Below are 12,996 nucleotides of genomic sequence, written 5' to 3'. Positions count from 1 at the left end.
GTCCCCATGACTCAGCAACCCTTCAGTGCCGCTGCCCTCCGGGGCGCCGTCGACCTCTCAGGCCTCGGCAAGAGACCCGGTCAGGCTCCGGCCGCACCGGGGAGCACCCCCGGCGAGGCCTCCTCCGCCTCCGGGGACCCCGCTCTGCGGCAGGCGGACGACGCGACCTTCGAGTCCGTGGTCAACGGCAGCATGACCGTGCCGACCGTGCTGGTGCTGTGGACACCGCAGGTGCCCGAGTCGGTGCAGCACGCCCAGGCGCTCGCGCAGCTGTCGCGCGAGTACGAGGGACGGTTCGTCGTGGTCGGCGTGGAGCTCAGCGCCAACCCGGGGATCGTGCAGGCGCTGACCCCGGTGCTGCAGCAGACCTTCGGCCAGGTCGACGCCCTGCCCATCGTGCTGGGCCTGCTGCAGGGCCAGCCGATGCCGTTCTACCTGGGTGTCCAGGACACCTCCCAGCTGCGGCCCCTCTTCGACAAGTTCCTCGAGGCGGCCGTGGCCAACGGGGTCACCGGGCGGGCCGACGTCGGCGAGGTGCCCTCGCAGGAGCCCGCCCAGGACGAGGAGGACGCCCCACTGTCACCGCTGCACCAGCAGGCCTACGACGCCATCGAGGCGGGTGACCTCGACGGGGCTGCGACGGCATACGAGCAGGCGCTGCAGGCCGACCCCGGGGACGACGAGGCACGTCTGGGTCTCGGCCAGGTCCGGCTGCTGCGGCGCACCCAGGACCTGGACGTCGACGCCACCCGTCAGGCTGCCGCCGAGCGTCCCTCCGACGTGGCGGCGCAGGTCGCGGCCGCCGACCTGGAGCTGGTCGGAGGGCACGTGGAGGACGCCTTCCTGCGCCTCGTCGACACCGTCCGGGTCACCTCCGGGGACGAGCGCAACCAGGCCCGCGAGCACCTCCTCGAGCTGTTCGAGGTCATCGGCGCCCAGGACCCGCGGGTGGCCGCAGCACGGCGCTCGCTCACGGCCGCCCTCTTCTGAGCCGCACCGCCGCAGACCGCAGCGCAGAGCCCGGCCGGGTCGACCGGCCGGGCTCTGCGCTGCTCACCCGGGGTCAGCCCGCCAGTGCGGCGTCGACGACCTGCTGTGCGTCCTGCTGCACCTGGGCCAGGTGCTCCGGCCCACGGAAGGACTCGGCGTAGATCTTGTACACGTCCTCCGTGCCGGAGGGACGGGCGGCGAACCACGCGTTCTCCGTCTGCACCTTGAGGCCACCGATGGCGGCACCGTTGCCGGGTGCCTCCGTGAGGATGGCGGTGATGGTCTCGCCGGCCACCTCGGTCGCCGTGACCGACTCGGGGGAGAGCGCCTTGAGACGCGCCTTGGCCGCGCGGTCGGCCGGGGCGTCGATCCGCGCGTAGGCGGGAGTGCCGTAGCGCTCGGTGAGGGTGGCGTACCGCTGCGACGGGCTGTCACCGGTCGCAGCCAGGATCTCCGAGGCCAGCAGGGCGAGGATGATGCCGTCCTTGTCCGTGGTCCACACGGCCCCGTCGCGGCACAGGAACGAGGCCCCGGCGGACTCCTCGCCGCCGAACCCGATGCTGCCCTCGAGCAGGCCGGGCACGAAGTACTTGAAGCCCACGGGCACCTCGAGCAGCCGACGTCCCAGGCCCTCCGCGACCCGGTCGATCATGGCCGAGGAGACCAGCGTCTTGCCGACCGCCATCTCCGACGACCAGTCCGGGCGCCCGCCGCCGTAGAGGTACTCGATCGCCACCGCGAGGTAGTGGTTGGGGTTCATCAGGCCCCCGTCGGGCGTGACGATCCCGTGCCGGTCACCGTCCGGGTCGTTGCCGGTGCTGATCTGGTAGTCGTCCTTCGCCCCGATCAGGGAGGCCATCGCGTGGGCCGACGAGCAGTCCATCCGGATCTTGCCGTCGCCGTCCAGCGTCATGAACCGCCAGGTGGGGTCCACGACGGGGTTGACGACGGTGAGGTCCAGCCGGTGGGTGTCCGCGATGGCCTGCCAGTAGTCGACGACGGCACCGCCGAGCGGGTCGGCGCCGATGCGCACACCCGCCTCCCGGACCACGTCGAGGTCGAGCACCCGGGGCAGCGCCGCCACGTAGTCACCCATGAAGTCGTAGGACTGCGCGGCCGCGCGGGCACGGGCGAAGGGAACGCGGCGGACACCGTCGAGGCCTGCGCGCAGCAGCGCGTTGGCGCGGTCGGCGACCCAGCCGGTCGCGTCCGTGTCGGCGGGACCGCCGTTGGGCGGGTTGTACTTGAACCCTCCGTCCCGGGGCGGGTTGTGCGACGGGGTCACGACGATGCCGTCGGCCACGGACGACCCCGAGCGGGTCTCGTTGGCCGCCAGGATGGCGCGCGAGACCGACGGGGTGGGCGTGTAGCCGTCGCCCGCGTCGACCAGGACCGTGACGTCGTTGGCGGCGAGCACCTCGAGCGCGGTGGCCCACGCGGGCTCGGACAGCGCATGGGTGTCACGACCGATGAACAGCGGCCCGGCGATGCCCTGCCCGGCGCGGTAGTCACAGATCGCCTGCGTCGTCGCCAGGATGTGGGCCTCGTTGAAGGCCCCGTCCAAGGCGCTGCCCCGGTGCCCGGAGGTGCCGAAGGCGACCTGCTGGTCGACGTCGTCCGGGTCCGGGGAGGTCGTGTAGTAGGCCGTCACCAGGTGGGCGACGTCGACCAGGTCCTCGGTGCGGGCGGGCTGCCCGGCCCGCTCGTGCAGTGCCATCACGCCTCCTTGTCGCCCACACGGGCGGCGTCGCCGTTCTCGGGCGCGAGCCAGACGGCACCCAGCGGGGGGACCACCAGCGTGGCCGAGTGCGGCTGGCCCTGGTGCGGCTCGTCGCTCGCCGTCACCACACCCAGGTTGCCGACGCCGGAGCCGCCGTACGAGTGGGCGTCGGTGTTGAGCACCTCGCGCCAGCGGCCCCCGCGGGGCAGCCCGACCCGCACGTCGCGGGGAGCGCCACCGAAGTTGGTCAGCGCGACGAGCATCGGGCGCTCGCCGTCGTCGTCGGGAGAGCCGTAGCGCACGAACGAGTAGGTGTTGCCCTGGGCGTCGTCGGCGTCGAGCCACTGGAACCCGGAGGCGTCGCTGTCGAGCTGCCAGAGGGCGGGGTGGGCACGGTAGGCCGCGTTGAGGTCGCGGACCATGTGCGCGATCCCCAGGTGGGCCGGCTGGTTGAGCAGCCACCAGTCCAGGCTGCGCCCGTCGGCCCACTCCGTCTCCTGCCCGAACTCCGAGCCCATGAACAGCAGCTGCTTGCCGGGGTGGGCCCACATGAAGGCCAGGTAGGCCCGCAGGTTGGCCAGCTGCTGCCACCGGTCACCGGGCATCTTGCGCAGCAGCGAGCCCTTGCCGTGCACGACCTCGTCGTGACTGATCGGCAGCACGTAGTTCTCGGAGAACGCGTACATCATCGCGAACGTCATCTGGTGGTGGTGGTACTGCCGGTGGATCGGCTCGCGTGCGATGTAGTCGAGCGAGTCGTTCATCCAGCCCATGTTCCACTTGAAGCCGAACCCCAGGCCGTTCTGGTCGGTGGGCTTGGTGACGCCGGGCCAGGAGGTCGACTCCTCGGCGATGATGACCGCCCCGGGGTGGCGACGGTATGCCGTCGCGTTGGTCTCCTGGAGCACCTCCACCGCCTCGAGGTTCTCCCGCCCGCCGTACCGGTTGGGGATCCACTGCCCCTCCTCGCGCGAGTAGTCGAGGTACAGCATCGAGGCCACGCCGTCGACCCGCAGCCCGTCGGCGTGGAACTCCTCCAGCCAGAACAGCGCGTTGGCGACCAGGAAGTTGCGCACCTGCGGCCGCCCGAAGTCGAAGACGTAGGAGCCCCACTCGGTGTGCCAGCCCTTGCGCGGGTCCGGGTGCTCGTAGATCGGGGTGCCGTCGAACCGGCCCAGCGCCCAGGGGTCGGTGGCGAAGTGACCGGGGACCCAGTCGAGGATGACGCCGACCCCGGCCTGGTGGAGCCGGTCGATGAGGAACTTGAGGTCCTCGGGGCTGCCGAACCGGGCGTCTGCCGCGTAGTAGCCGGTGACGTGGTAGCCCCAGCTCGGGCCGTAGGGATGCTGCATGACCGGCATGAGCTCGACGTGCGTGAAGCCCAGCTCGGTCACGTAGTCGACGAGCTGGTCGGCCAGCTCACGGTAGGACAGGCCCTGACGCCAGGAGGCGAGGTGCACCTCGTAGACGCTCATCGGGGCGGAGATCGCAGAGGTCGCGTCGCGCTGCTCCACCCAGGCGTCGTCACCCCAGACGTGGGTGGCCTCGGTCACGATGGAGGCGGAGGACGGCGGCACCTCGGTGGCCCGGGCCATCGGGTCGGCCTTCATCCGCCGGTGCCCGTCCGGGCCGGTGATGTCGTACTTGTAGCGGGTGCCGGCGCCGGTGTCCGGGACGAAGAGCTCCCAGATGCCCGAGGAGCCCAGCATGCGCATGGGGTGGGACGCGTTGTCCCAGTGGTTGAAGTCACCGACGAGGTTGACCCCCTGGGCGTTCGGGGCCCATACCGCGAACGAGGTGCCCACGACGTGGCCCAGGGGGCCGTCGTAGCTCCGCACGTGGGCCCCGAGCACGGTCCAGAGCTGCTCGTGGCGGCCCTCGTTGATGAGGTGCTGGTCGATCTCGCCCAGGGTGGGCAGGAAACGGTAGGGGTCGTCCTGCAGGTGGGCGACACCGTCACCCCAGGTGGTCTCCACCCGGTAGTCGCTGACCTGGTCGGTGGGCAGCACCGCGGTCCAGACACCGTGCGTCTCGTGCTCCGTCTGCACGCGTCGCTCGCCGGGAAGCACGAGGTCGACCTTGGATGCCAGCGGGCGCAGCACGCGCACCGTGAGCCCGCCGTCATGGGGATGGGCGCCGAGCAGCCCGTGCGGGTTGCTGTGCTGGCCGCGGAGCAGGAGCTCCACCTCGTGGCCGTGCAAGGGCTTGGCCTGGGGGGTCTTCGGGTCGCTCACCGTGGTCTCTTCCGTCGATGGGGCAGGGTCGGAGGTGCTGTGGTCACGGCGCTGGAGCAGCCGGGTAATGGCCGAGACCGGGATGCCGACCCAGGAGGGGCGGTTGCGGGACTCGTAGACGACCTCGTAGAGCGCCTTGTCGAGCTCCAGGGCGTCGAGCAGGGCCCCGAGCTCGCGCGGGTCCCTGCCGTCGCCCTGTGCGTAGCCGGCGAGGAAGGCGGCCCGGGCGGCGTTGGCCCAGTCGAGGCGGTCCAGGTCGTGCTCCTGGTCCACCGAGCCGGCTGCGTAGTCGAAGGAGCGCAGCATCCCGGCCACGTCGCGCAGCGCCAGGTCGGGAGCGGAGCGCTCGGCGAGGGAGCGCAGCGGCTCGCCCTCGAAGTCGACCAGGACCCAGCCGCGACCGGGCACGTCCAGCACCTGGCCGAGGTGGTAGTCGCCGTGGATGCGCTGCAGGTCGGGCCAGGGCCCGCTCGCCGCAGCCCGGTAGACCTGGTCGACGGCGGCACGGTGGCCGACCAGCTCGGGGACCTCCTCGAGGGCGGTGTCGCAGCGGGTGTGCCACTGGCCGACGAGGGAGTCGCGGTGGGCGTCGGTGACCGGCTCCGTGCCGAGGGCCTCTCGCAGGGTGCCGTGGACCTGCGCGGTCGCGAGCCCGAGAGCGTGCGCGCGCTCGGTGAAGTCCTCGTCGGCCTGGGCAGCCACCAGCGCAGTGCGCCAGGCGTCCTGCACTCCGGGCAGGAACTCCTGGGCGAAGGCCAGGTGCCCGTGCGCCTGACCGCCGCCGGGGGAGGTCCAGGTGCCCGCGACATACCCGGTCGGTCGCGGCACGAGGGTGGAGCCGGCCTCCGCGAGTGCGCTCTGCACTGCGACGTCGGGGTTGTCGCCCTCCTGCAGCACGCGGAAGACCTTCACGATGAGCGGGGCGCTGGTGACCTGGCCGGGCACCTCCCGGTCGGCCGGTCTGACGAGGTCCACGATGACCGAGGTGTTCGACTGCTCACCGGTCAGCACCGCGGAGCGCGCGACCACCGGCCGCGGCGCCGTGGGGTCCACCGGGTGGCCCATCGCCGACGCGTCGCTGCCCGACCCGACCGTGCTGCCGGACTGGACGAGGTCCAGCAGGGCCTGCACGTAGGCGCGGTCGTGGCAGGCGTCGTAGACGTGGTGCTCACCGACCGTGGTGACGAGCGCGGCATGCAGCGCCGGCTCCGGGTCACGGCGGTAGGTCAGCGGCACCTGGTAGACCACCGGCGCCGAGCCGGAGTCGTCGCACACCAGATGGGTGCGCACCAGCACGTGCTCACCCGCCCCGCCGGGCGCCGGCCAGGACACGGCGCCCAGGTGGCGCAGGCGCGGGGTCCGCCCCTTGCCGGCATACCAGCGCCGGCTGGCCATCCACGTGGTCAGGTGGGGGATCAGGTCCTGCAGGTGGTCACTCACCGGCAGCCTCCTCGTCGGGGGTCAGTCCCAGCCAGTAGAAGTCGCGCGACCCCATCGTGAGCAGGATCGTGCCGTGCTCCTCGACGTCGGGGAAGCCGACTCCGCCGAACAGGTCGTTGGCCAGGGCGCCGTGCAGGCGCGGGGGCAGGGAGATGCGGGCGGCCTGCGGCCGGGAGGACAGGTTGTTGACGCACAGCACCGCGGGGAAGCCGTGGCGCTGCTGGTTGTCGTCCACCGGCAGGATGCGCACGAAGGCGAGCACGGCGTCGTTGTCGGCCTCGCACAGGTGGAACTCCCCGACGCCGAACACCTCGTGCGCCGCCCGGACCTGCAGCATCCCTCGGGTCCAGTGCAGCAGCGAGGAGCTGGAGGCCATCTGCGCCTCCACGTTGACGTTGTTGTAGTGGTAGACCAGCGAGGAGACCACCGGCAGGTAGAGCTTGCCGGGGTCGGCCGTGGAGAAGCCCGCGTTGCGGTCGGGCGTCCACTGCATCGGGGTGCGCACCGCGTCGCGGTCGTCGAGCCAGATGTTGTCACCCATCCCGATCTCGTCGCCGTAGTACAGGCACGGGGAGCCCGGCAGTGACAGCAGCAGCGCGTTGATGAGCTCCAGCTCGCTGCGGGAGTTGTCCAGCAGCGGTGCCAGCCGCCGCCGGATGCCGATGTTGGCCCGCATGCGAGGGTCCGGGGCGTACCAGCCGTACATCGCCGAGCGCTCCTCGGTGGAGACCATCTCCAGCGTGAGCTCGTCGTGGTTGCGCAGGAACGTGCCCCACTGCATGCCGCGCGGGATCTCCGGGGTCTCGTTCATCACCGTGATGATGGGCTCGGCCTTCTCCTCCCGCAGGGCGTAGTAGAGACGCGGCATGACCGGGAAGTGGAAGCACATGTGGCACTCGGGCTCCTCCTCGGTGCCGAAGTAGTCCACCACCTCCGCCGGCATCTGGTTGGCCTCCGCCAGGAGCACCCGGCCCGGGTACTCCTTGTCGACCATGGCGCGCAGCCGGGCCAGGAACTCGTGCGTCGGCGGCAGGTTCTCGCAGTTGGTCCCCTCCTCCTCGAAGAGGTAGGGCACGGCGTCGAGCCGGAAGCCGTCGATGCCCATGTCCATCCAGAACCGGACGACGTCGAACATCGCCTCCTGCACCGCAGGGTTCTCGAAGTTGAGGTCGGGCTGGTGGGAGAAGAAGCGGTGCCAGAAGAACTGCCGGCGCACGGCGTCGAAGGTCCAGTTGGAGACCTCGGTGTCGACGAAGATGATGCGCGCGTCGGCATACCGGTCGTCGGTGTCGGACCACACGTAGAAGTCGCCGTAGGGCCCGTCCGGCTCGCTGCGCGAGGCCTGGAACCAGGGGTGCTGGTCCGAGGTGTGGTTCATCACCAGGTCGGTGATGAGCCGGATGCCGCGGGCGTGCGCCTGCGAGATGAGCTCCTGGAAGTCCGGCAGGGTGCCGAACTCGGCGAGCACGGCGGTGTAGTCGGCCACGTCGTAGCCGCCGTCGCGCAGCGGGGAGGCGTAGAACGGGGGGAGCCAGAGGCAGTCGACGCCGAGCCACTGGAGGTAGTCGAGCTTGCCGATGAGGCCCGTGAAGTCGCCCGAGCCGGTGCCGGTGGAGTCGTCGAAGGCCCGCACGACGACCTCGTAGAAGACCGCCTTGCGGTACCAGTCGGGGTCGTGCTTGAGGCCGGGCTGGTGCAGGTTGAGACCCCGGACCACGTCAGACCCTCCTCACCGAGACGATGTGGACCGGTTCGACACCGACCCCGAGCCGCACGTAGTTGTGCTCCCCCCAGTGCCACTGCTGCCCGGTGACGAGCTCCTGGGCGACGAAGCCGTCCTGCCAGTCCAGCCCCAGGGCGGGCATGTCCAGGTGGATGGTCGTCTCGCGCACCGCATGCGGGTCGAGGTTGGCGATCACCAGCACCGTGTCGTGCTCGGAGTCGTCACCGGCCCCGCCGCCTCGCTTGGAGAACACCAGGAAGTTCTCGTCGTCCGCGGCGTGGAAGGTGATGTTGCGCAGCCAGTGCAGGCTGGGGTGCTCACGCCGGATGCGGTTGAGCTTGGTCAGGTACGGCGCGAGGTTCGGGCGGCCGTGGGCCAGGCCCGTGCCGCCGTCGGGGCTGTCGAGGTCCCAGCGACGGTTCTTGAACTCGTACTTCTCGTTGTCGATCTGCTCCTCGGCGCCGGGCCGGGCGACGTGCTCGCAGTGCTCGTAGCCGGAGTAGATCCCGTAGGTCGGCACCAGGGTCGCGGCGAGGGCAGCACGCAGCGTGAACGCCGTCGGCCCGCCGAACTGCATGTAGGGCGTGAGGATGTCGTGCGTGGTGGGCCAGAACGACGGGCGCATGTAGGTGGCGGCGTCGCCGGCGAGCTCCGCGACGTACTCCCGCAGCTCCCAGGCCTCGTTGCGCCAGGCGTAGTAGGTGTAGGACTGCTGGAAGCCGGCCTTGGCCAGGGTGTGCATCATCGCCGGCTTGGTGAAGGCCTCGGCGAGCCAGATGACCTCGGGATGGTCGACCGCGACGTCGGCGATGAGCCACTGCCAGAACTCCACCGGCTTGGTGTGCGGGTTGTCCACCCGGAAGATCGTCACCCCGTGGTCGATCCACACCTGGATGACCCGGCGCATCTCGGCATAGGAGCCGGCGGGGTCGTTGTCGAAGTTGAGCGGGTAGATGTCCTGGTACTTCTTCGGCGGGTTCTCGGCGTAGGCGATCGTGCCGTCCGCGCGGGTGGTGAAGAGCTCCGGGCGCTCCGTCGCCCACGGATGGTCCGGTGCCGCCTGCAGTGCCAGGTCCATGGCCACCGCCAGTCCCTCCTGCTCGGCCCGGGCGACGAAGGCGTCGAAGTCGTCGAAGTCACCGAGGTCGGGGTGCAGGGCGTCGTGGCCGCCCTCGGCGGCGCCGATGGCGTAGGGGGAGCCGGGGTCGTGCTCGCCGGCTCCGAGGGTGTTGTTGCGCCCCTTGCGGTTGACCCGGCCGATGGGGTGGACGGGCGTCAGGTAGACGACGTCGAAGCCCATGGCCGCGACGGCGGGCAGCCGCTCGGCCGCCGTCGCGAAGGTGCCACTGGTCCACAGCCCGGTGTCCGGGTCCTGGGTGGCGCCCTCGGAGCGAGGGAAGATCTCGTACCACGCACCGTAGAGCGCCAGCGGCCGCTCGACCCACCAGGTGAGGTCGGCGCTGGGGCTGACCATGTCACGCAGCGGGTGCGCGCTGAGCACGTCGCGGATGTCGGGGTCGGTGCCGGCGGCGAGGCGGGCCGGCACCGGTCGGTCGGTGTCGCGCAGCGCGGTCGCGGCGTCGGTCAGCAGCTCGGCCTGGGCGGGGGAGCGGTCGACCTCGTCGCGGGCCCGCTCCAGCATGCGCGCGCCCTCCTCGAGCATCAGCTCGACGTCGACGCCGGCTTCCACCTTGATGACGGCGTCGTGGAACCAGGTGCCGTAGGGGTCGGACCATCCCTCGACCCGGTAGTGCCAGATGCCCTGGCGGTCCGCGTGGACCTCGGTCTCCCAGAGGTCCAGGCCGGGGTTCATCAGGCGCATCGGCAGGTGCTGCTCCACCCCGTCGGGGTCGGTCAGCACACAGGTCGCGTTGACGGCGTCGTGGCCCTCGCGAAACACGGTGGCGGACACGGTGAACACCTCGGCCACCACGGACTTCGTCGGTCGTGCGCCACCGTCCACGGCAGGCCGTACGTCCTGCACGGGGATACGCCCGATGGGTTGCTGACCCACGAGCTCGAGCACACTGCGGTCGATCGGGTCGGAAGGGCTGCGTCGTTGCTCGGTCACGCCCCAGACGCTACCGGTTTGGCGCTGGGGTGTGCGAGGAGTGCAAGGTCTTGCAGCCGTGTCCCCTATCCTTCCCACCGTGAAGGCGATCCGCAGGCTGCACGTCCGCACCGTGCTCCCTCCCACCCTGGCCCCTCTGTCCGACCTGGCGCTGAACCTGCGCTGGTCGTGGCATCCTCCGACGCTCGACCTGTTCCGCAGCATCGACCCGCAGAGGTGGGAGGAGGTCGACCACGACCCGGTCACGATGCTCAGCCGGCTGACCCCGGCGGACATGGAGCGTCTGGCGGCCGACAGCGACTTCCTCGCGCGGGTCGACGCCGCGGGTGACGGGCTGCGCGCCTACCTGACCGAGCCCCGGTGGTACCAGAAGCAGGCGCAGACCCATGCCGACGAGGGCGCCGTCCCCGCCTCGATCGCCTACTTCTCCCCGGAGTTCGGCATCACCGCTGTGCTCCCGCAGTACTCCGGCGGCCTGGGCATCCTGGCCGGTGACCACCTCAAGAGCGCCTCCGACCTCGGTGTGCCGATCGTCGGCGTCGGGTTGTTCTACAAGAGCGGGTACTTCCGTCAGCGGCTCAACGCCGAGGGGTGGCAGCAGGAGTCCTACCCCGTGCTCGACCCGGACGACCTGCCCATGTCGATGCTGCGTGAGGCGGACGGCAGCCCGGTGGTCATCGAGCTCGCCATGCCCGCCGGCGGGCGTCTGCAGGCCCATGTCTGGCGGGCCCAGGTCGGGCGCGTCCCGCTGCTGCTGCTCGACTCGGACGTCGAGACCAACGACGCCTCCCGCCGCGAGCTGACCAACCGCCTCTACGGCGGGGGCGGGGACCAGCGGCTGGAGCAGGAGATGCTGCTCGGCATCGGTGGGGTCCGCGCCCTGCGCGCATGGTCGCGGCTCACCGGAGCCCCCGTGCCGGACGTCTACCACACCAACGAGGGCCACGCGGGCTTCCTGGGGATCGAGCGCATCAGCGAGCTCACCACGCAGCACGGGCTGTCCGTCGACGAGGCGCTGCGCACGGTAAGGGCGGGCACCGTCTTCACCACGCACACCCCCGTCCCGGCCGGCATCGACCGGTTCGGCGTGGAAGCCATCCGGTCGCACTTCGGCGGGACCGCCGAGCTGCCCGGTGTGCCGGTGGACGACCTGCTGGCCCTGGGGGCCGAGACCTACGAGGGCGGGTCCGAGGGCATCTTCAACATGGCGGTGATGGGGATGCGCCTGGCGCAGCGCGCCAACGGTGTCTCCGTGCTGCACGGGGCGGTCAGCCGGGGCATGTTCGCCGGCCTGTGGCCGGGCTTCGACACCTCCGAGGTGCCGATCGGCTCGATCACCAACGGCGTGCACGCCGGCACCTGGGTGGACCGCAAGGTCTACGACCTGGCCGTCGAGCACCTCGGGGCCGACGCCATCCGCAGCGGCGAGGTCTGGTCCCGGGTCGAGGAGGTGCCCGCCGAGGCGCTCTGGGCGACCAAGCGCCAGATGCGCGAGCAGCTCGTCGCCGACGCCCGCACCCGGCTGCGCAAGTCGATGCGGCGCCGCGGGTCCACCTCCGCCGAGCTCGGCTGGGTCGACGACGTGCTCGACCCGGATGCCCTGACCATCGGCTTCGCCCGTCGAGGTGCGACCTACAAGCGGCTCACCCTGATGCTCCGCGACCCCGAGCGGCTGAAGAAGATCCTGCTGGACCCGCAGCGTCCGGTGCAGCTGCTCATCGCCGGCAAGAGCCACCCCGCCGACGACACGGGCAAGGCACTGATCCAGGAGATGGTGCGCTTCACCGACGACCCCGAGGTGCGCGACCGCATCGTGTTCCTGCCCAACTACGACATCGCGATGGCCCAGCGCCTGTACCCGGGGTGCGACGTGTGGCTCAACAACCCGTTGCGTCCGTTCGAGGCGTGTGGCACCTCCGGGATGAAGGCCGCGCTCAACGGTGCGCTGAACCTGTCGATCCTCGACGGGTGGTGGGACGAGTGGTACGACGGCCAGAACGGCTGGGCCATCCCGACCGCCGACGGCGTGGAGGACGCCGAGCGCCGCGACGACCTCGAGGCCTCCGCCCTCTACGACCTGCTCGAGAGCTCGGTGGTCCCGACCTTCTACGACCGTGACGAGCGGGGTCTGCCGATGCGCTGGCTGGGCATGATCCAGCACACGCTGGGCACGCTCGGACCGAAGGTCCTGGCCGACCGGATGGTGCAGGACTACACGCAGAAGCTCTACCTTCCGGCCGCCCGGGCCGGCTGGGCCGTCAGCGAGGGCGGCTTCGCCGGCGCCCGGGACCTTGCGGCATACGCGGCTCGGGCCCACGCGGCCTGGCCCCACCTGCGGGTCGACCATGTCGAGGCCGAGGGCGTCGGCGACACCCCGCAGGTCGGTGACCGGGTGCGGATGCACGCCTATGTCGCGCTGGACGGGCTGGCTCCGCACGAGGTGCGGGTGCAGCTGCTCTTCGGTCGGGCCCGCGACAACGACGAGCTCTCCGACGTGGAGACCGTCGAGCTGGCGCACGCCGAGACCTACGAGGGCGGGCGGCACCGGTTCACCGGGGAGGTGGTGCTCTCGCGCACCGGCTCCTTGGGCTGGACCGTGCGGGTGCTGCCGAAGCACGAGCGGCTCACGGGGGTGGCCGAGCTCGGCCTGGTCACCGCCCCCTGACCCGTTGCAAGGGAGTTTCCGCCCCACCGCGGCGCGTTGCGAGGGAGTGTGCGCACGGTAGCGGCGCGTTGCCAGGGATTCTGCTCGGCGGTCCCGCCGGACCCCGTGGTTGTCCACAGGGCCTCGGCGGGGTCGGTGCTGTTGTCGCCAAGA

At 71.2% G+C, this 12,996-nt stretch carries 6 protein-coding genes; 2 read left to right on the top strand and 4 right to left on the bottom strand.

Annotated elements, in window-relative coordinates; genetic code table 11:
• Nucleotides 1–6: 6 nt before the first annotated feature.
• The gene (locus tag LVO85_RS01670) at nt 7–990 is read left to right on the top strand and encodes a co-chaperone YbbN (RefSeq protein WP_232745665.1); all 984 of its coding nucleotides are present in this window, start codon (nt 7–9) and stop codon (nt 988–990) included.
• 73 nt (nt 991–1,063) lie between these two features.
• On the opposite strand, the gene pgm is transcribed toward LVO85_RS01670, so the two are convergent.
• The 4 genes from pgm to LVO85_RS01650 are packed head-to-tail and all read right to left on the bottom strand — an operon-like array spanning nt 1,064 to nt 10,178.
• Nucleotides 1,064–2,707, bottom strand: a complete 1,644-nt coding sequence (gene pgm, locus LVO85_RS01665; RefSeq protein WP_232745664.1) for a phosphoglucomutase (alpha-D-glucose-1,6-bisphosphate-dependent) — start codon at nt 2,705–2,707, stop codon at nt 1,064–1,066.
• Complete coding sequence (glgB, locus tag LVO85_RS01660; protein WP_232745663.1) at nt 2,707–6,384, bottom strand: 1,4-alpha-glucan branching protein GlgB; 3,678 nt, start codon at nt 6,382–6,384, stop codon at nt 2,707–2,709. Before glgB ends, pgm begins: the two co-directional genes overlap by 1 nt.
• On the bottom strand, nt 6,377–8,101 hold the full coding sequence (treS, locus tag LVO85_RS01655) for a maltose alpha-D-glucosyltransferase (RefSeq protein ID WP_232745662.1): 1,725 nt from the start codon (nt 8,099–8,101) through the stop codon (nt 6,377–6,379). Before treS ends, glgB begins: the two co-directional genes overlap by 8 nt.
• Nucleotide 8,102: 1 nt before the next feature.
• Nucleotides 8,103–10,178 (bottom strand): alpha-1,4-glucan--maltose-1-phosphate maltosyltransferase, encoded by a 2,076-nt coding sequence (locus LVO85_RS01650; RefSeq protein ID WP_408637659.1) that lies wholly within the window; start codon nt 10,176–10,178, stop codon nt 8,103–8,105.
• Between the two features lie 79 nt (nt 10,179–10,257).
• Between LVO85_RS01650 and glgP the strand changes: the two genes are divergently transcribed.
• Nucleotides 10,258–12,843, top strand: a complete 2,586-nt coding sequence (gene glgP, locus LVO85_RS01645) for an alpha-glucan family phosphorylase (RefSeq protein ID WP_232745661.1) — start codon at nt 10,258–10,260, stop codon at nt 12,841–12,843.
• Nucleotides 12,844–12,996: the final 153 nt, after the last annotated feature.

The organism is Ornithinimicrobium sediminis, from assembly GCF_021272345.1.
GTDB lineage: Bacteria > Actinomycetota > Actinomycetes > Actinomycetales > Dermatophilaceae > Ornithinicoccus > Ornithinicoccus sediminis_B.
Note: the sequence above shows the minus strand (reverse complement) of the source record. Positions and strands in the feature narration are given on the sequence as shown.

Excerpts from the sequence above, each read along its gene's own strand:
- LVO85_RS01670 (WP_232745665.1), top strand. The coding sequence starts at position 7 with ATGACTCAGCAACCCTTCAGTGCCGCTGCCCTCCGGGGCGCCGTCGAC.
- pgm (WP_232745664.1), bottom strand. The coding sequence starts at position 2,707 with ATGGCACTGCACGAGCGGGCCGGGCAGCCCGCCCGCACCGAGGACCTG.